Below are 19582 nucleotides of genomic sequence, written 5' to 3'. Positions count from 1 at the left end.
GGTTCATGATCTGCGGGTTTTGATCGTGGAGCCGGTGCGGGTCTTCTGGACGTGGAGCTGGGTGGGGATCCGGGTACGGAGCTCGGGGACGTGGCTGACGATGCCCACGGCTCGGCCGCCTTCGCGGAGGGAGTCGAGGATGTCCAGGACGTCGTCGAGAGTGTCCTCGTCGAGGGTGCCGAAGCCTTCGTCGACGAAGAGGGTGCCGATTTCGGTGCCGCCGGCTTCCGCGGTGACGACGTCGGCCAGGCCGAGGGCGAGGGCCAGCGAGGTGATGAAGGTTTCGCCGCCGGAGAGGGTGGCGGGGTCGCGGTCGATTCCGGTCCAGGCGTCGAGGACGCGGAGGCCCAGTCCGCCGCCGGATCGGGTTCGGGAGCCGGCGCTGCGGCGTTTGTCGTACTGGAGGAGGTAGCGGCCGTCGGACATGTGGGTGAGGCGCTCGTTGGCCGCGTCGACGACCTGGCGGAGACGCTCGCCCAGTACGTACGCGGAGAGGGCCATGTCCCACTGGTTGTCGGTGGATGTGCCGTTGGCGAGTTCGGCCATGCGGCGGGCGAGGCGGTGGGCCGCCTCGGCGGGGGCGCGGCGGGCCACCGCGGCGGAGAGGTCAGCGGAGAGCGCGGTGAGGTGGTCGTGGCGGTCGCGGGCCTGGTCGCGGGCGGAGATGCGGTCTTCGTGTTCGCGTTCGGCCTGATCACGTGCTTCGGTCAGGCCGGTGAGGTCGGGGGCGGGTTCCGCGGCGGCGGCGAGGAGTTCGGGGTCGGACAGGAGGGCGGCGACTGCGGCGTGCTCGTCGCGGAGGGCGTTCAGACGGGCGGTCAGAGTCGCTCTTTCGCCCTCGGTGCGAACGGCGGCGCGCGCGTCCTCGATGCCGCGGAATCCCGCGTCGAGCGCGGCGCGCATGGCGGCCTCGCGGGCGGTCTCCCGTTCCGCTTCGGCGGACGCGGCGGCGCGCTGAGCGTTCGACGCGTCGCGCAGAAGGTCGGCCTCGGCGGTGAGGCGGGCGGCGCGCGCGTCCAAATTCGGGTCGTCGCCGCAGGCCGCCGCGATGACCCGGGCCAGCCGGTTCTCGTCCTCCGCCAACTGCTCCGCTCTGGTACGGGCTGACGCCAGATCGACGGCGTTCTGCCGCGCCTGTTCGCCGAGTTCCGATAATTCGGCGGTCAGCCGGGCGACCTCGAGTGCGTCCGCCGGTTCGCGCGAGGCGGTCATGCGAAGCTGCGCCAGTTCGGCCCCTGCCTCCGCACGCGCCTGTACGGCGGCCGCCTCCGTGAGCTCCTCGGGAACCGTGTCACGGACGGCGACATATTCGGCCCGAGCACCGGCGACTTCCACGACGGCTCTCGCCGCGGCAGCGATCAGGTCGGCTTCGCGGACGATCCGGGCTCGCCGGTCGGACACGGAGGCGTCGTCGCCGCTGGCCTCGCCGAGCCGTGCGACGATGCGTGCCTGTTCGGCAAGGAGTGCGCTCTCCTCGGCTCGGAGCTCCGCGAGCGCCCGGCCCGACGATTCCGCCCGCTCACGGGCCGAGTCCAGTTCAGCCCGCAGCGTGTCGACCCGGGCCGTCAAGTCGCCTTCCGTGGCGGCCAGGGTCCGCAACTCCGTGAGCGTCTCTTCTTCCGCGGTCCAGGTCGCTTCCGCGTCTCCAACGGATATCCCATCCGCGAGATCGGCCGCCGACTCCAGCCGCGAAGCGACAGCGGCCACCTGGGATTCCGCAGCCTCCCGTGCGCTCTGGGCGCGATCCGAATCCGCCTGGGCAGCCTCTTCGTCCTCTGCGTCATGGGCGTCCTCGGCGGGTTCCGCCGGATCTGGATGCGTCTCGGACCCGCAGACCGCACAGGCTTCCCCCGCGACCAATCCGGCCGCGAGCTCTGCCGCCATACCGTCGATACGCGCCTGCCGGACCGCCAGCAACCGGTCCAGCGTCACTTGCGCCTCGTCGGTCGCGGCCCGGCGGACCTCCTCCGCCTCGGCCAGCTCCGCCGCGAGCTCATCCCGCCGCAGCGCCGCCTCGAACCGGCCCTTCGCCGCCCGGCTCCGCGCCTCGACTGCGGGAATCTCCGCCACCTGAGCCCGTAACTCGTCGAACTCGGCCGTCACCCGCGCGAGCTCCCCGGGCAACTCGGCCAGCACCACCCCGACCTCGGCCCCAGCGCCCTCGCAACGCTCGACCTCGCTTCGCAACCGCCACAGCTCATCTCGTACCACCCCCAGCCGGGCCTCCTCGGCACCCAGCTCCAGCAATCGGGCTGCCTCCTCCCGGCAACTCCTCTCCCACGCGGCGAGAGTCCTTTCCCCCGGCCACATCTCGTGCCCAAGACCGGGAGAGGACAGCCCACCCGACTCCCCAGCGATACCCCGAATATCCAGTTCATCCCCAACAGGGGATCTATCCGACACCCCCTCCTGGTCTCCCACATTCCGAGGGAAAGCACCTCCGCTTCGACCTTCCGGCTCACTCTGGACCGGAGTAGAAGGCCCACCCGACATGCCTGCCGGACCCGCACCTTCCGACTCACCCCGAACAACGGCAGGAAGCCCAGCGGGCCCTCTGGCCTCATCCCGGCCTTCCGGACCGTCTTGCACGGATCGAGAAGGTCCAGCCAGTCCCTCCCACACATCCCGAACGGGGGCAGAAAGCCCGCCGGGCGCTCCGGCCTCATCTCGGCCTTCCGAACTGTCTTGCACGGATTGAGAAGGTCCAGCCAGGCTTTCCCGCTCATCCCGAATAGGGGCAGAAAGCCCGCCCGGTACTCCGGCCTCATCCCGACTTTCCAAACCTTCTTGCACAGATGGAAAAGGTCCAGTCAGGCCCTCCCGCACATCCCGAACGGGGGCAGAAAGCCCGCCGGGCGCTCCGGCCTCATCCCGGCCTTCCGGACCGTCTTGCACGGATTGAGAAGGACCAGCCAGTCCCTCCCACACATCCCGAACGGGGGCAGAAAGCTCACCCTTTGTTGGGGCGGGTGAGGTCGGAGTGCGATTCGCCTCGTCGTTGAAGGAGTGGGCGGGCTGACCGTTTGGGGTGTCGGTGAAGAGGTGGGGGGCCGTTTGTTTGAGGGTGGTCAGGAGGGTGTGGCGGGTTGTCTGGGCTTGGGCGAGGGCTTGGGCGAGGGAGTCGCGGCGGCGGACGGTGGTGAGGGTGGATTCGGCTGCTTGGTGGGTGGATTCGGCGAGGGGGAGGGTGGTTGTGGCGTGGCGGGAGGTGGTGAGGCGGTGGGTGGCCTCCTGGAGGTCGTCGGGGAGGACGGCCAGGCGGTCGGCGATCTCCTGGTCCGTCTTCTCGAGGGTGAGGAGTTCCTGGGCGGACTCGGCCTGAGTGACGCGTAGCACGATTAGGCGGGTTTCGTCTGGTTTTAGTTGGTCGAGGCGGACGAGTTCGTTTCGGTGGGTCTGTTCGAGGACGGCCAGCTGGTCCGGGGGGACGTCGGCGACTTGGCCGAGAGCGGCTTCGAGGCGGGTTGCGGCAGCGTGAGCCAGGGTGGTGCGCTGGTCGTGCTGGAGGATCAGAGGGAGGACGCGGTCGGCGGCGGTTGCCTCGGCGAGCAGGGTTTCCAGGTCGGCGCGTTCCTCCGCGGTGGATTCGAGTTCGTCGCGGCGGAGCAGGGCGTCGGCGTGCCGGCCGCGTCGCTCCGCCAGGGTGCGCGCCTGGTCGAGGCGCGCACGGGCGGAAGCGAGGATGGATTCGCTCGCCAAACTGCCGGCGGCGCTCGAGCGGGCGGCGGAATCGGCAGCAGCGAGGAGGGCGGCGCTCCACTCCAGGGGGTCGGATTCGGGGTCGAGGGAGGTCTCGGCGAGGAGGGTGGCACCGGCCGCGCCGCGTAGCTGGTTGACGGCGGCGTGCACCTGGGCACGCAGGGACTCCTCCTGGCGGCCGGTTTCGCGGCGGCGTTCGGCGAGCCATTTCTCGACTTCGGTGAAGAGACGTACCGAGAAGAGGCGTTCCAGGAGTTTGCGGCGGTCTTCGCCGTCGGCGCGCAGGAAGCGGGCGAACTCGCCCTGGGGCAGCATGGCGACCTGGGCGAACTGGTCGAGGTTCATGCCGAGCAGGCCGCCGATGAGGTCTCCGGCCTCGTCGAGACGTGTGGTGAGAGCGACCCAATCGCCCTTGAGCTCTTCGACGACGACTTTGGCGTTCTCGGTCACCAGGCCCTGACCGCGGAGTTTGGGCCGCAGCCACGCGGGCGAACGGCGGATGCGCAGCCGCCTCCCCCGGATCGTCACCTCCAGCAGGACCTCGGGACCCCGATCCGGCGGAGCGTGGTCGCACCGCAACGTACGGGCGCTGTTGCGCAAGCCGGGGACCATTCCGTACAGAGCGCAGCAGACGGCGTCGAGGACGGTGGTCTTGCCCGCGCCGGTGGGACCGTGGATGAGGAACAGGCCCGCCTCACCGAGGGTGTCGAAATCGACCTCCTCGACGCCGGGAAACGACCCGAAGGCCGAAATGCGCAGCCGGTGCAGCCTCATCTACGCGTTGTCTCCTCGATCCACGCCAACCCTGTCCGGGACTCCCTGCCGGGCCGGCCTTCCTCGATCCGGCCGACCATATCCGCTACCTCCTACGCACTCGCCTCCTTGATCCGGTAAGCCGTGATCGCGTCCTGCAGCAGCCGGCGTTCGTCGGCGTCGGCGGGCTCGCCCCGGACCTCGCGGACGAAGTCGAGGGCCACGTCGATCTCCGGACGGCCGGAGATGCGGGCGACGCGGGCGATCGGCTCGATTCCGCCTTCCGGGTCGAAATGCAGGTCCACCGTATGGGGGAACCGGGCGCGGAGTCGTTCCATCGCGGCCTTGGGCCGTACCGGATCGGTGAGGGTGGCTTGGATCCAGTGGTCGGAGGGGTCGAGGGTGAGCAGGTCGGCGAGGTGGCCGCGGAGTTTGCGGAGGGGGCGGGGCACGGGGGCCGGGATGAACTCGGTGGTGCCGGTGTCGAGGTCGATCAGCCAGGAGCCTTTGACGTGGTCGGTCTCGGAGAAGGAGTAGGCGATGGGGGAACCGGAGTAACGGACGGTGTCGCTCATGCGCTGACGGCCGTGCAGGTGGCCTAGGGCGACGTAGTCGACGCCGTCGAACGCCGCCAGCGGCACATGAGCGACGCCGCCGACGGTGATGTCGCGCTCGCTGTCGCTGGCCGCGCCGCCGGCCACGAACGCGTGCGCCAGCACCACCTTGCGCCGGGCCTGATCGGCGCGGATCCGGTCCATGGCATGGGTGATGGCCGCGGTATGGGTACGCTCCGCCAGCTCCCAAAGCCCCTTGACCAGCTCGGGCTCCAAGTACGGAATGCCGAAAAATCCGACATCGTTGATAAGCACCGGAACCCAGGACCGCCCCGGATCGGTACGCAGATGCACCCGATCCATCAGATCCGCCCCGAACCCGAGCCGCACCGGAGAGTCGTGGTTGCCGCTGATCAGCACCGTGTGCACACCGAGGTCGCGTAACCTGGCCAGAGCCTCGCCGCACAGGGCCACCGCGTCCACCGGCGGAAGGGCGCGATCGTACACATCCCCCGACACGAGCACCACGTCCACCCGCTCCTCGCGGACCGTGGTCACGAGGTGGTCGACGAAGGCCTCCTGCGCGCGCAGCAGGCTCTCCCGGTGGAACGACCGGCCCAGATGCCAGTCCGACGTGTGCAGCAAGCGCATGTCGCGAGAAGTTAACAGGTCCCTCCGACAATTGCGGGCCCCCTGCCACGCCGGTAGCAACACGTAATGTCTTAATCTTGTGATCAGTGGGCAAGTAAGGAGGAGGGCACGGCTCGGAATGTGGATAGTCCCTCGGGGAGCGGCCTGATGATGGTTGGCCGAGGCACGGTCAGTGTCGTGGCGGGCGTGTTTGTGGCCACGCTCGCGATACTGGGCTACCTGCTGCCGCCGCCCGCCTTCGATCCGCCTCCGCTGGCCAACCGGCCCGCGTTCCAGGAGCTGCCCGCGCAGCCCGCCGCCGAGTACGGTGCGGTCGACACCAGCGCGCCCTTCCAGGTGCAGCGGGTCGCCGTACAGGCGCGGGGTGAAGTGCTGAACGCCACGATCCGCTCCCCCAAGACGCCGGGCCGGCACCCGGCCATGGTCTTCGTGCAGGGCTCCGGATCGGGCTCCGGCGACGAGTTCACCTCACAGGCCGAATGGCTGGCCAAATCCGGCATCGTCACGCTCGCGTACGACAAGCGCACGATCGGGTACTCCTTCCGGAGCCGCGACTTCGGCCTGCTGGCCGAGGACGCGCTGCACATGATCGACGTGCTGCGCGCCCGTCCCGACGTGAACCCGGCCAAAACCGGTCTGTGGGGGGTGAGCGAGGGCGGCTGGGTGGTGCCGATCGCCGCCGCCAAGAGCCGCGACGTCGCCTATGCCGTGCTCGTCTCCTCGCCCAACGTCTCGCCCATGCGGCAGGTCGCGTTCGCGCTGAACGAGCAACTGGAGCGCCTGCACGCGCCGACCGGCGTACGCGACCTGCTCACCCGCGCGATGGGCGGCGTCGGCTTCGACTTCCTGCGGTACGACAGCGTCCCCGCGCTCAGCAAGATCACCCAGCCCACGCTGGCCCTGTACGGCACGATGGACCCCTCCATCCCCTTCGTGCAGAGCACCGAGACGCTGATCAACTCCCTGCCCACCAGCGACTACACGATCCGCTTCCTGGCCGGCGCCGACCACGCCATGCGCATCAACGGCGGCCGGTTCGTGCCCGGCTACCTGCCGACGCTGGCGAACTGGATCCAGGGCCTGCCCCACCTGCCGCAGCTGAAGATGGCGGGCGCCACGCCGGTGCAGCGTTTCCAGGCCAGCGACGTGCCGGCCGCGCCCTGGTACGGCGGCTCCACCTTCCTCACCCTCACCCTCATGCTGGCGGCGGTCGGCTACGTGGCCGCGCCCGTGACCGAGATGGTGGTCCGGCTGCGCGGCCGTGACCTGCGCCATCAGACGAACACGCAGCTGTGGCCGGTGCTCAGGCGCAGGCTCAGGCGGATGGCCTGGACCGGGCTCGGCCTGCTGGCCGCGGTGCTGGCGTTCATCACGCTGATCGTGCTGTTCTCGGTCAACCAGGCGGGGGCGTGGCCTGCCGTACAGTCCGGGTGGCTGGTGATCCGGCTGCTGGCGGTACTGATCCTCGCGCAGGAGGTCGGCGCGGCCGGGGCGCTGATCGTCGGGCTGCGGAACGGGTGGCGGCCGTCCCGGTGGCAGCAGATCACGCTGATCGGCGTGCTGGGCGGCACCGGGCTGCTGCTGGTGACGGCCGCCTACTACGGCCTGTTCGCCTTCCCCTGGTAGGGAAATGCCCCGATTAGGGGGCATCGGCGTGGTCAAACCTGCCGATGAACTCGCCATGCATCGCACATGCATCGCAAAGGCAAAGGCGTGACGGCCCATCCCGCGCTTCAATGTAATCGTGACGACACCGTGCGTCACGGTCGGCGCAATCCATGATTCCAGTCGGGGTGGACGTGAAGAAGCCAGCGGGAGTGATCGGGTGGCTCGCGCTCTCCGCCGTGCTGCCCGGCGCGGCCCATCTGCGGGCGGGGTGGACCCGTACCGGACTGGCCCTGCTGGGGACGTACCTGGGCATCGTGCTCACGGGCCTGGCGATCGTGACGCGGGCGGACGCGGGGCTGGCCGGGCGCGCGCTGAGCTGGCTGACGGCCATCAGCGTGGTCGCGTGGGCCGCCGCGCTGGCCTGGTTCGCGCTGATCGTGCACTCGTTCGTGGTGCTGAAGCCGTGGCGGCTGCCGATGCGGTGGCAGATCGTCACGGGGGCGACGGCCGGATTCCTGGCCATCGTGACGGCGCTGCCGTTCGCGGTGACGGCGCAGTACGCGTCGGTCTCGCAGCGTACGCTCGAACGGGTGTTCGGCATTTCGTCGGGGCCGATCGGGGACCCGTGGGCCGGGCGCGACCGGGTGAACGTGCTCCTGCTCGGCGGGGACTGGGACCAGAACCGGATCGGGATCAGGACCGACAGTGTGAACGTGGCGAGCGTGAACGTGAAGACCGGCGACACGGTCCTGTTCAGCCTGCCGAGGAACCTCGAGGACGTGCGCTTCCCGCCCGGAACCCCGATGCACTCGCGTTTTCCCGACGGGTTCCGGCTGCCGGTCGGGCCCGGCGGCGCGCGGGAGGACCTGCTCTTCTCCGTCTGGGAGTACGCGAACCAGCATCCCGAGCTGTTCGGCGGCCGGCAGAACATGGGCGCCCAGACGCTCAAGGAGACCGTCGGCTACACGCTCGGATTGAAGATTGACTGGTACACGCTGGTGAACATCTGGGGATTCGCCCGGATCATCGACGCCCTGGGCGGCCTGGTGATCACGGTCGACCGGGACGTCGTCTTCGGCCGCTACAACGAAGGACTGGTACGCGCGGGCACCCGGCGGCTCGACGGCGCGCAGGCCCTGTGGTTCGCGCGTTCGCGGACGTTCAGCGATGACTTCACCCGGATGCGCCGGCAGCGGTGCGTCTTCAACGCGCTGATCAGCCAGACCGACCCGGCGAAGGTGCTGACAAGGTTCAACCGGATCGCGCAGGCCACCGAGGGCATGATCCAGACGGATGTACCGCGCGGGATGCTGGAGCACCTGGTGCCGCTGGCGGCGAAGGCGAAGAACGCACAGTTGACGAGTGTGCAGTTCATTCCCCCGCTGATCCACACGGGCTATCCGGACTGGGATCTGATCCGGGATGTGGCCGCGCGGGCGCTGAAGAAATCAGGACAGCCCCCGGCGAAAACCCCCAAGCCCACCGTAACGGCCGTGGCCACTCCGACCATGCCCGCCACGCCTGCGGCGACCCCCACCGGGCCCGAGCAGCTCAAAGAGGGCTGCGACGGTATCTGAGGCCGTCAGCGCAGGAGGAAGGTGTCCAAGGCCATGCGCCGCACCCGGTCCTCGTCGATGTTGTGGCCGAGTCCTGGCTGGGTGAGCGGGACAGCGACGACGCCGCCGGACGCGCCCACCGGCGGGTCGACGATCTGGGCGTTCCGCGGCGGTTCGGTGACGTCGCTGGGCAGGGTGCAGCCGGGCAGGCTGGCGACCGCGACCGTGGCGGCCCTGGCCAGACCGGCGCCCCGGCCGTCCGCGCAGGTGATGTCCCAGCCCGCTTCGACGGCGCGGTCGTGCGCTCGCCGGACCGCGCCGAGGGAGCCGAACAGGGAAGGCCGCAGCAGCAGCGCGCCGCCGGCGTGCATGGCGATCGCCTCGTCCAGCTCCTGGACGGAGGCGGCCTCGACCGCGACCGGGCACGACACCCGTGCCTGCAGCTCGGCGCTGGTGACCAGGTCGGCGAAGGGCCGCTCGATCCCGGCCAGGCCGTAGGAGTCCAGGGCTTCCAGCTGGGCGATCTCGGTGTACTCGCCGCGCCCGTCCACCGCGAGGGCCAGTGCCGGATAGGCCGATCGGACGGCGCGCACCGGCTCCACGTCCCAGCCCGGATGCACGTCGAGCGTGACATGCCCGTATCCGGCGCCGACGTGCCGGTTGACGCGGGTGACCATGTTCTCCAGTGATCGGTCCGCGCTCAGCCGCACGGTCGCCATCAGCGAGGTACGGCTCCCGCCCAGCGCATGGGCCAGCGGCACACCGATCAGCCGCGTCCACAGATCCCAGCACGCCATGTCGGCGGCCGACCCGCCGGGAACGCCGCCCAGCTCCCCCGGATGCTCCCAGTCCACCCCGAGCAGGGCCGGACCGAGGGTCTCCTCCAGAGCCGTCCACGTCTTCGGACCCGGATGCACGACTTCGCCCCATCCGGTCATGCCGCCGTAGTCGGTCAACTTGACCAGGATGCTCTCCGGCCGCCGCCCATAGGGCAGGACCAGCCGGAACACCTCGATCTCGCGGACACGCGGCACGTGATTCCCCCTCGCTCAGACTTCCATGGTGACACGTCCCGCGAGCAGAACTCCGGCCGCGGCCATGGTCACGAGCAGCGCGAAGCACAGCGCGTACGCGGCGGACACGGTGAAAATCGCGCCGGTGACGGCGATCGCGACAATGGTCAGCACCGACTCGCCGACGGCCAGCGACGCGCTGTTCTTGCCCTGCTCCCCCGGTGCCGACAGCTCCAGCACCAGGACCGACAGCACGGGATAGACCACACCGATTCCAAGCCCCGCCACCGACCAGCCCACGAACGCCAGCCACACCGGCGCCTCCGGCACGACGATCGGCGCGGTCACCGCCATCCCCAGCGCGATCAGCCCGCATCCCCACGCCAGCAAGCTCTTCCGCCGGTACGGCTTGCGCCCCTGGATCCACGACCCCAGCGACCAGAACAGCGCTCCCCCGGTGAGCGCGATGCCGCCCTGGTCCGGGGAGAGCCCGCGCACGTCGAACAGCACCAGGGGAACCAGCACCTCGGCGGCGAGGAAGGAGCCGGCGGCGATGCCGCGCAGCGCCACGACCGAGGGCAGTCCACGCGCCGCGCGCATCGTGCCCGGCGGGAGCAGCCGGGGCAGCGATGCCGCCAGCACCACGAGCCCGGCCGCGATCAGGACGAAGTTCTCGGATCCGCTGCCGTACTGGAGCAGGCCCGCGCCGATCGCGGCCAGGACCCCCATGGCCACGCGCAGCCGGAACCCTCCGTCGGTGGTGTCGGCGGGTTCCTCCGTCACCGCTTCCTGCTGCTGTCCCGCGGTCCCGGCGAGCCCGCGCCAGAGGGCGAACACCGCCGGGGCGGCCAGGATCGGGACCGCGAGGAACACCCACCGCCAGCTGAAATGCTCGGTCACGAACCCGGTGATGGCCGGGCCGACCACCGAGGGCAGCACCCAGGCGGCGGCCAGCAGCGAGAACACCCGGGGATGCATCGCCGCCGGATATATCCGGCCGACCAGGACGTAGATCGCGACGTCGAACATGCCGCCGCCGAAGCCCTGCAGGAAACGCCCGAGCAGGAAGACTTCCATGACGGGCGCGGCCCCCGCCAAGGTCAGGCCCGCCAGGAAGGCGACCAGACCCGTCCACAGCGGCGCTCCCGGCCCCCGCACATCACCCCACCTGCCGCCCAGCACGGTGGCGATCAGGGCGGCCGCGACGCCGCCGCTGAAGGCCAGGCTGTACAGGTGGTTGCCGTTGAGCTCCGCCGCGACCGCCGGCATGGCCGTCGCCACGGCGAGATACTCGAACGCCACCAGCATGAACAGGGCGACCATGCCGATGCTGAGCGCCCGGTACCGCTGGTCGAACATCTGCGTTCGTTCCGTCGAAGACACCACTGAAGTCACATCCGAACCGTACAAAACCGCCCACACCCCCGGAAATGAGCATTTCGACGTAGGACCTCCGGCTTAGCGGGTGGCTAAGTTGCGTTCGGCCCAGGCGGCGATGTCCCTTCTCTCGATCGCGGTGGCCATCAGGCCGGGGAAGGCGTCGGGGGTGCAGGCGAAGGCGGGGACGCCGAGTGCGGCCAGGGCGGCGGCGTTCTCGTGGTCGTAGGACGGAGTGCCCTCGTCGGACAGGGCCAGGAGCACGATGACCTGGACTCCGGCGGCGGTCATGGCGGCCACCCTGCGGAGCATCTCGTCGCGGACGCCGCCCTCGTACAGGTCGCTGATCAGGATGAAAATGGAGTCGTTCGGGCGGGTGATCAGGCCCTGCGAGTACGCGATGGCCCGGTTGATGTCGGTGCCGCCGCCGAGCTGCGTGCCGAAGAGCAGTTCGACCGGGTCGTGCAGCTGGTCGGTGAGGTCGACCACGGCCGTGTCGAAGACGACCAGGCTGGTGCGAAGCGAGCGCATCGAGGCCAGGACCGCGCCGAAGACGCTCGAATAGACGACCGAGGCCGCCATCGAGCCGCTCTGGTCGATGCAGAGCACGACCTCACGCTGCACCGCCTGCTGCTTGCGGGCGTACCCGACCAGGCGAGAAGGCACGACGGTGTTCCGGTCGGGCAGGTAGTTCTTGAGGTTGGCGCGGATCGTGCGATCCCAGTCGATGTCGGCGGTGCGCCGGGGACGGTTGGTTCGGGCTGCCCGGTCCAGGGCGCCGGTGACGGCTGCCCTGGTGCGCTGGACCAGTCGCCGCTCCAGTTCGGCGACCACCTTGCGGACCACGGCCCGCGCCGATTCGCGGGCCTGTTCGGGCATCACTCGGTTGAGTGACAGCAGCGTGCCGACCAGGTGCACGTCCGCTTCGACCGCGTCCAGCATTTCGGGTTCGAGCAGGAGCCGGCTCAGGTTGAGGCGTTCGATGGCGTCCTTCTGCATGACCTGGACGACGGTGGACGGGAAGTACGTCCTGATGTCTCCCAGCCACCGCGTCACCTTGGGCGCCGACGATCCGAGCCCGGCGCTTCGCGATCCGTCCGTGCCGCCCTGGTCGTACAGCGCGGCCAGAGCCGCGTCCATCCCGGCGTCTCCCGCGCTCAGGTCTCCGGACGCGCAGCCCGGCATGCCGTCCGCCTCGCCGCCCAGCACCAGCCGCCAGCGGCGCAACCGCTCGTCCATCAGGCCCTCCCCAGAATCGCCAGCACGGTCTGTACGGCACCGGCGGCCTGACCGGCGTCATAAGTGATCTCAGTGGGCACCGTGGCCCCGGCAGCCACCCTGGACCCGATCGCCCGGCGCTCCGGCGGCGCGAAAGCGCCGAACGTACGCCGGAGCAGGGGCAGCACATCGACGAAGGCGTCCCCGCGCAGCCCGGTCAGCCAGCCGTCCACCATGGCCAGCAGCCGCGCGTCGTGCACGAGCATCAGCCCTCCGCCGGACAGGAACCCTTCGATCCAGGCCGCGACCCGCACCGGCGGATGCCCCAGCGACATCGCCCGCGCCATCCTGTCGTCCGCGTCGTCGATGATCTCCGCGTCGAACAGAATCCGCACCACGCGCCCCTCGATCACGCCAGGCGCGTCAGCCCGATCGGCGACCCCCCGCAACGCGGCCAGCCACCTGCTCTTCGGCGTCACGGCAGAGACGTATTCGCCGACGGACGCCGCGTCATATTCGGAGGCTGATTGAACAGCGCTTCCGGTGGCAGGTTCGGGCACGGTGCCGGGCACGGGCTCGGCAGTTGCCGCCTCTCTCGCGGCGTGCTCGGCTCCCGCACCGAGCCCGCGCGAGGCTCCGACATCGGGTCCCGCTCCAGAGTCGGCCGAAGTTCCGGCGGTGGCCCCAGGGATTGGGTCGGGGGGTGGGTCGTCCAGGAGGGTGACGGCGGTGGTGACGGCGTCGATCTGGGCGACCATTTCGCGGGCGGTGTCGTCGTCCAGGCCGGTGACGGCCGGGGAGAGTCCGGCGCAGCTGCGGGCGAGGAGCGAGGTGACGATGGAGCCGAGTCCTTCGGCGGGGGTGCCGCGGACGTCGCCGTAACGCTGGGCGCGGACGAGGGCGGGAAGGGCGGACATGAGGTGGCGGACGTCGTGGTCGAGGGCGGCTCTGTCGCCGATCGCCGTCAGGACGTGTGGGAGGGCGTCCGGCAGGTCGGCGAGGAGGCACTGTTCGACGAGGCCGGTGAGGTCGGCGAGGGAGACGGAGCCGGCTTCACCGGTCGGCGCGCCTGGGAGGCCCGGAGAGCGGGTGTCAGCGGGTCCGGCCACTTCCTGGATCTTCGTGGTGGCGGCGGCCGGGACGGTGACGCCGCAGGCGGCTGCTTCGATCAGGGTGATGTCGTATTCGGGGTGCCATTCGAGGGTCCACGACTCCTTGAAGGTGCCCTTGCCCCGGGTCTCCCGGGGGACGCCCCACGGGACGCCGAGAACGCGCAAACGGTGCAGGAGTTTGCTGCGATCGAGGTCGAGAGGTTTGCGCAGGTCCAGGTCGTAGTCGCGGGAGAGTGCCTCCGGCTTGAGGCGCAGGCGGCGCTGTTCGTCCCGCAGGTGCCGTTGCAGCGGGACCATGGGTGTGGCGTCGGGGACGTGGCCCAGGCTCTCCCCGACGACGAGCTGCCGCTGGATCAGTTCGACCGGGAGTTCGTCGCCCTCGCAGAGCACCGCCCTGGCCGCTTCCGTGACCTCGGCCAGTCCTGCGAGTGGCCGTCCGCGCAGGACGGCGAGGCTGTTCGCCAGCCGGACCGATTCGATGACATGCGCGGAGGAGACGGGCAAACCCTCCTCGCGGAGCACACGCGCGGCCTTGGTCAGCCACCGTTCGATCGGCTGGACCGGGTTCTCGAACAGGTGGTGGTACCAGCCGGGGGACGTGATGCCGGCGCCGTAGCCGCTCCAGCTGGCCAGCCGCCCGTGCGTCCACGGCACCCAGGTCATCTCGGCTTTGACCTTGGGCATTCCCTTGAGCACGCGGTCATCGGCGACCGCCGTGCTGGCTTGGGTCAGGGCCGGGACGTGCCATGCGCCGCACACGACGACGATGTCGGTGAAGCCTTCCTTGACCGCCGCCCGGATCGTCCGCCGCATGTACGCCTCACGCCGGGCCTCGTACTCGTCGGGCGTGTATCCCTCCCGGACGGCCGCCATCGCCTCGGCGATCACCTCGAAGGGCGTGTCCCCCCGATGCTCGACCGCGTCCTCCCACCAGCGTTCCGGATCGTCGTACCCGGCCGCGGCCGCCAGCGCCCCGATCGGATCCCCCCGGAAACCGGCCCGGGCGGCTTCCCCAGACGGATTTGGCCCGCCCGGCGATTCGGGACCGTCCGGAGACGCACCGGAACCGGTGCCCGGCCTGTTTCCGGAGGGACCGGACCCAAGACCCTGTTCGTCGCTGGAAGAGCCTGAATCACGATCCGGCTCGTCACCTGCGGGATCCGCACCGGGAGCCGGGCCGTCTTCGAGGTCGGCCGGGTCGTCCTGTTCGGAACGCATGGCCAGTGAGTGCGCCGCCGGCAGGTCGCAGAAGCGGGCCGGGATACCGGCCTGGGCCGCGTACCGGAGGGCCTGCCATTCCGGGGAGAAGGTGGCGAAGGGCCAGAACGCGGCCTTCGTGGGGTCTCCCGGGACGTGCGCCAGCAGTGCGACCGGCGGCTCCATGTCCGGGTCCGCGGCCAGGCCGACCAGGGCGTCGGCCTCCGGAGGACCCTCGATCAGGACGATGCCCGGCGACAGCCGCTCAAGTTCCGCGCGCACCGCACGAGCCGAACCGGGCCCGTGATGGCGCACCCCCAGGACGGTCAGACGCGGTTCGGCACGGCCCGCGGCCGCGCGAGATCCCGTGGCACGCGACTCGGCACTCCCCACGCCGACGCGACGTGCGATCTGCCCCTCAGCGTCGCGAAGTTCCGCGCCGGGCGCTTCGGCGTATCCCGCAGCGGTGCGCAATGCCGTGACAAACGGCTCGGCGCGCCCCGCAGTGACACGGGAACCGTCGGTGGTACGGGGTTCAGCTCGCATCGCGGCAGGCCCGGTAGAAGTCACGCCAGTCCTTCCGTTCCCGTACGACGGTCTCGAGGTACTCCTGCCACACCACCCGGTCGGACACCGGGTCCTGGATGACGGCGCCGACGATGCCGGCCGCGACGTCGGCGGGACGCAGCACGCCGTCGCCGAAGTGGGCCGCGAGGGCGATGCCGCTGGTGAGGACGGAGATGGCCTCGGCGGTGCTCAACGTGCCGCTCGGCGATTTCACCTTGGTACGGCCGTCGCTGGTCACCCCGGACCGCAACTCGCGGAAGACGGTCACCACCCGGCGGATCTCCTCCAGACCGGCCGGGGTGTCGGGCAACTCCAGGCTGCGGCCGAGCTGGCTGACCCGGCGGGAGACGATGTCGACCTCCTCGTCGGGGGTCGCGGGTGTCGGCAGGACCACCGTGTTGAAGCGCCGTCTCAGCGCGCTGGACAGCTCGTTCACGCCCCGGTCGCGGTCGTTGGCGGTGGCGATCACGTTGAAGCCCTTGGCCGCCTGGACCTCTTCGTTCAGTTCCGGAATCGGCAGCGTCTTCTCGGACAGGACGGTGATCAGAGCGTCCTGCACGTCGGACGGCATGCGGGTCAGCTCCTCGACCCGCGCCAGCCGCCCTTCCGCCATCGCCCGCATCACCGGGCTCGGGGTCAGCGCCTCCCGGGAGGGCCCTTCGGCGAGCAGCCGCGCGTAGTTCCAGCCGTAGCGGATGGCCTCTTCGGCAGTACCGGCGGTGCCCTGCACGAGCAGGGTGGAGTCACCGCTCACGGCGGCGGCGAGATGCTCCGACAGCCAGGTCTTGGCCGTCCCGGGTACGCCGAGCAGAAGCAGCGCCCGGTCGGTCGCCAGGGTGGCGACGGCCACCTCGACGATGCGGCGCGGGCCGATGTACTTCGGCGTGATCGGACCGCCCGGGTACGCGTCGTCGCCGAGCAGGTACGTGGTCACCGCCCAGGGCGACAGCTTCCAGCCGGGCGGGCGGGGGCGGTCGTCGGACTTGGCCAGGATCGCCAGCTCGTCCGCGTACTGATCTTCCGCGTGGGGGCGCAATACCGTGGTCACGAGAACTCCTTGGTCAAGTCGAATCGGAAACGCAGCGTGCTCGGGAGCACGTGCAGGTTTTCGGGTAGGTGTCCCAGCTGGTCGTGCATGGCCGGGTCGAGGCGTTCGGCGGCGAGCTTGGCCAGTTCGCCGGCGTTCCAGGGCTGGCTGGCGGCCACTTCGACCACCCGTTCCAGGACGGCGGCGGCGAGCGGGCCGCTCCATGGCCCGGCGACACCGCCGAGCATCATGATCAGCTGGCCGTTGACGCTCTTGGCGCGGACGAGTTCTGCGGCCCGCTCCGACTGCTCCTCGGCGGGCAGGACGGCCAGCAGGTCGGTGAGCGGCTCCTGATCGAACAGGGCCCGGGCCCAGGCGGCGTCGTGCTGGAGGATCGCCGCCCTGGTCCAGCCCATCAGGATCTCGCGTCCGAAGTCCGCGATCTTCAGGCGGGTGATCTCTTCGGGAGGTAGGCCGAAGTGCCTGGTCCAGAAGTCGAGCGGGGTGTGCGCCACCAGCTGCTGGAGCCACCAGCTCTTGCGGCCGCCGCTCCGGCCGGCGGGTAGCTCGCTTCTGATGCCGTCCCGTTCCATCGCGCTGTCGCACTGGTCGGGCAGGTCGACGGTCAGCGTGTCTCCCGCCCTGATCAGCGATCGGGCGGCCCGCTCCGCCATGCGCCGGCCGAGCCGGGAACCCGGCAGCCGGGTCAGCAGGTCGGCGGCGGCGCGGCGGACCTCGCGGCGGCGGTCGTCGAGCGCGGCTTCGAGGAACGGTTCGTCGGCCATGCTGAGGCCGTCCGCGAAGGTCGCGAGGAAGGCGGCGCGTTCGGCGGGCGGCTCCTTCTCCCAGCCGACCGCGAGCAGTTCCCGGGCATCACCCGGCGAAACGGCCCGAAGCCGCTCCAGGAACTCACGGCGATCTCCGCTGCTCCCGAACTCCCAAACCCCATGATCGAGAATCCCGTGCAGCCTGTGATCGTGAACGCCCGGGTCAGTGGTTCCCTCCCCGAGATCCCTCCGACCGAGAACGCCCTGGTCAGAAGCCCCTTGGCCGGAATCTCCCTGGCTGAGGGCACCCTGTCCCGAAGAAGCCTGGCCGGAAGCCGTCTGGGCGAGAGCTCTCTGGCCGAGCAGGCTCGCCCCGGACGATTCCTGGAGCACGTAGGACCAAGCGGGGTTGAGTTCAGCCAGCCACCGTCCCCGAGCGCCGGCCAACACACCGAGGTGTCCACGGATGGACCGATCGCGCGCCCCCAGGTCGAGCAACTGCGGGATGAGCCGTGCCGGAACCCGGACGCCATGCTCCACCGCCAGCCCCAGCCACTCTTCGATCAGGCGTGGGTGCTCCCCCGCCAGCATCCGGGCCAGCCGATCGGCGGCCTTGGACGGCGCCAGCGGCAGCACTTCGGCCGGAGCAGCCGCCACCGGCTGGGCCTTCACCGGCGTCTGGCCGGCGCGTTGCCCCACCACCGCCACAGCTGCCTGTTCCAACACCCCTGCCGCGCTCGCACCGGCACCCCGGTCGCTTCCCATCAACGCGGCGGAAACCAGCTGCTCCCACCCGGCGCCGCCGATCGTGTGGCCGTTCACAGCACCACCACCTGTCCTTGTTCATCCCAGGTACTCAGGAGGCGGAGACCATCGGGAGTCCACTCGGCGGCGACGGTCACCGGCTGCCCACCGGACACGGCGGCCAGCCGCCATGGATCCCCCACGGACGGCAATATCGGCAACGCATTCCCCTCCTCGTCGCCACTACCGGCGCGCTCGTGATCGGCGTTGTCACGGCCAGCACGGTCGTGGCCAGAAAGATCAGCATGATCACGGTCGCGATCGGCATGGCCTGGGCTGGCACAATCACGATCATGGCCGGCATGGCCCGGGCTGGCATGATCAGCACGATCATGGTCGAGGTCGGCATGGTCTCGGCCGGCCTGCCCGGTGCCGTTGCGGCCGGCACCGTCATAACCGGCGGAATCGCCGTGGGCGTAGTCGGCCAGGTGCCAGCCAGTGTCCGCTTTCGCGAGGACGACGTCGCTCAGGATGACCGGCCACGAGTCGGTCCAGGGGTCGCACGTGAGGATGTCCGCGATCAGTCGGGGCACTGACGCGGCCCGTACGCCACGAGGGGGCATCGGGCTGGGGTCGGCGGCCGAGTGGCGGGCGGCGACGAGTGCCCGGAGCGGAGCCGAGCCCGGATAGAAGCAGACATCGGCGTCGACGGTCGTGCCGAGGACCAGGGAACTGTCCAAGGGCTGGCCGAGCGGCGCGAAGGAAAGGATCAGCGCGGTACGGCCGGTGGCGCGGCCGTGCAGCCACACGCGGCGGGAGAGCAGCCGGTCGCGTTCCTCGTCCCGGGTGCCGATGACCTGCCAGTGGTCACGGACCGGCGGGCGAGCCAGCACGTTCTCCTTGGGCATGGTGAAGCCCACCCGGGACCTGACCGTGTCCCGGAGTTCGCGGGGCAGTTCGGCGGAGCGCCGGTGGGCGACCGCGAGCAGGTGGGCCAGTGCGTACTCCGAGAGGAGGCGGGCCGGCCAGTCCTCGTGCCGGAAGACCCGGCTGAGGCCCGTCATGAGACCGGCGACGCCTGGGGCCTGCGCGTCGACGAGGCGTTTGGACAGTTCGTCCCAGTCGGCCAGGGCGCTCTGCCGGGCGTTGGCGATGCCGTGCGCGATCTGATCGCCCAGCCAGCGCTCCAGGTCGGCGAGGCCGGCGTCGACCCGCTCCTCCCGCTGCCGCGCCCGCCGATCGTCAGCCCCAGAGCCAGGAGACGCGTCAGAACCTCCCGCGGCTTCCTCCGCCACGATGGCGGCGACCTTCTCCGCGAGTTTGGCCGTCTGCTTGGCGGCACGTTCGCGGCGCTGATCCAGCCATTCCTCGACCCAGTCCGCCGGCTCCTCGGCGCCGGGCACCCCGTCCGCCGACCAGAGCAGAAGCAGCCCGAGCGCGTGCTTGCAGGGAAACTTCCTGCTGGGGCAGCTGCACCGGTACGCGGGCTCCTGAAGATCCACACACGCCCGGTACGGCTTGGCGCCGCTCCCCTTGCACTCCCCCCACAACGCTTCGCGCGCCACTCCGGCGCTCGACCATTTCGCGGGCGAACTCACACCCGCCGCCGCCTTCTGCGACGATGCGTCCGGCGCGAGCGCCAGCACCTGATCCCGACTCCAGCGTTCGATCACGCGCCGCACCATATCCACCTCCGCCGACAATTCAATGCCGCCCAGCTCAGGCCCGCGTTCTGTCGG

At 70.5% G+C, this 19582-nt stretch carries 12 protein-coding genes and 1 pseudogene; 3 read left to right on the top strand and 10 right to left on the bottom strand.

Going from position 1 to position 19582, the window contains the following annotated elements; all coding sequences use genetic code 11:
* Nucleotides 1-3: 3 nt before the first annotated feature.
* Nucleotides 4-3072, bottom strand: coding sequence for an SbcC/MukB-like Walker B domain-containing protein (locus Aph01nite_RS41345; RefSeq protein WP_507762530.1), 3069 nt, complete (start codon nucleotides 3070-3072; stop codon nucleotides 4-6).
* Nucleotides 3073-3363: 291 nt separating this feature from the next.
* Here Aph01nite_RS41345 and Aph01nite_RS41340 point away from each other — a divergent pair, with 291 nt between their 5' ends.
* Nucleotides 3364-3828 (top strand): hypothetical protein, encoded by a 465-nt coding sequence (locus Aph01nite_RS41340; protein WP_239161608.1) that lies wholly within the window; start codon nucleotides 3364-3366, stop codon nucleotides 3826-3828.
* Between the two features lie 168 nt (nucleotides 3829-3996).
* On the opposite strand, the pseudogene Aph01nite_RS41335 reads toward Aph01nite_RS41340, so the two are convergent.
* Both Aph01nite_RS41335 and Aph01nite_RS11600 read right to left on the bottom strand, forming a co-directional pair.
* A pseudogene (locus Aph01nite_RS41335) lies at nucleotides 3997-4473 on the bottom strand (AAA family ATPase); the annotation flags it as partial.
* A gap of 92 nt (nucleotides 4474-4565) precedes the next feature.
* A complete protein-coding gene (locus Aph01nite_RS11600; RefSeq protein ID WP_204040827.1) occupies nucleotides 4566-5657 on the bottom strand; it encodes an exonuclease SbcCD subunit D in 1092 nt (363 codons plus the stop codon).
* A gap of 147 nt (nucleotides 5658-5804) precedes the next feature.
* Here Aph01nite_RS11600 and Aph01nite_RS11595 point away from each other — a divergent pair, with 147 nt between their 5' ends.
* Together Aph01nite_RS11595 and Aph01nite_RS11590 are read left to right on the top strand one after the other, a co-directional pair.
* Nucleotides 5805-7283, top strand: a complete 1479-nt coding sequence (locus Aph01nite_RS11595; protein ID WP_204040826.1) for an alpha/beta hydrolase family protein — start codon at nucleotides 5805-5807, stop codon at nucleotides 7281-7283.
* A gap of 173 nt (nucleotides 7284-7456) precedes the next feature.
* Nucleotides 7457-8842: an LCP family protein gene (locus Aph01nite_RS11590; RefSeq protein WP_239161594.1), complete on the top strand. Its 1386-nt coding sequence runs from the start codon at nucleotides 7457-7459 to the stop codon at nucleotides 8840-8842.
* A 5-nt stretch (nucleotides 8843-8847) separates the two neighbouring features.
* Here the strand turns inward: Aph01nite_RS11590 and Aph01nite_RS11585 are convergent, their stop codons facing one another.
* The 7 genes from Aph01nite_RS11585 to Aph01nite_RS11555 form a co-directional block, all read right to left on the bottom strand.
* Nucleotides 8848-9855: an enolase C-terminal domain-like protein gene (locus Aph01nite_RS11585; protein ID WP_204040824.1), complete on the bottom strand. Its 1008-nt coding sequence runs from the start codon at nucleotides 9853-9855 to the stop codon at nucleotides 8848-8850.
* A gap of 15 nt (nucleotides 9856-9870) precedes the next feature.
* Nucleotides 9871-11193: an MFS transporter gene (locus Aph01nite_RS11580; RefSeq protein ID WP_204040823.1), complete on the bottom strand. Its 1323-nt coding sequence runs from the start codon at nucleotides 11191-11193 to the stop codon at nucleotides 9871-9873.
* A 99-nt stretch (nucleotides 11194-11292) separates the two neighbouring features.
* Nucleotides 11293-12450 carry a VWA domain-containing protein gene (locus Aph01nite_RS11575; protein ID WP_204040822.1) on the bottom strand — a complete coding sequence of 386 codons (1158 nt, stop codon included), beginning with the start codon at nucleotides 12448-12450 and terminating at the stop codon, nucleotides 11293-11295.
* Entirely contained in the window at nucleotides 12450-15020 is a 2571-nt protein-coding gene (locus Aph01nite_RS41330) for a DUF5682 family protein (RefSeq protein WP_239161593.1), read from the bottom strand. The genes Aph01nite_RS11575 and Aph01nite_RS41330 overlap by 1 nt, the downstream gene beginning before the upstream one ends.
* 253 nt (nucleotides 15021-15273) lie before the next feature.
* Nucleotides 15274-16353, bottom strand: coding sequence for an ATP-binding protein (locus Aph01nite_RS11565; RefSeq protein ID WP_204040821.1), 1080 nt, complete (start codon nucleotides 16351-16353; stop codon nucleotides 15274-15276).
* Entirely contained in the window at nucleotides 16350-17921 is a 1572-nt protein-coding gene (locus Aph01nite_RS11560; RefSeq protein WP_204040820.1) for a DUF5691 domain-containing protein, read from the bottom strand. Before Aph01nite_RS11560 ends, Aph01nite_RS11565 begins: the two co-directional genes overlap by 4 nt.
* Entirely contained in the window at nucleotides 17918-19516 is a 1599-nt protein-coding gene (locus tag Aph01nite_RS11555; protein ID WP_239161592.1) for an SWIM zinc finger family protein, read from the bottom strand. The genes Aph01nite_RS11560 and Aph01nite_RS11555 overlap by 4 nt, the downstream gene beginning before the upstream one ends.
* Nucleotides 19517-19582: the final 66 nt, after the last annotated feature.

The organism is Acrocarpospora phusangensis, assembly GCF_016862995.1.
GTDB classification, from domain to species: domain Bacteria; phylum Actinomycetota; class Actinomycetes; order Streptosporangiales; family Streptosporangiaceae; genus Acrocarpospora; species Acrocarpospora phusangensis.
This window is presented reverse-complemented; position numbering and strand designations above follow the sequence as displayed.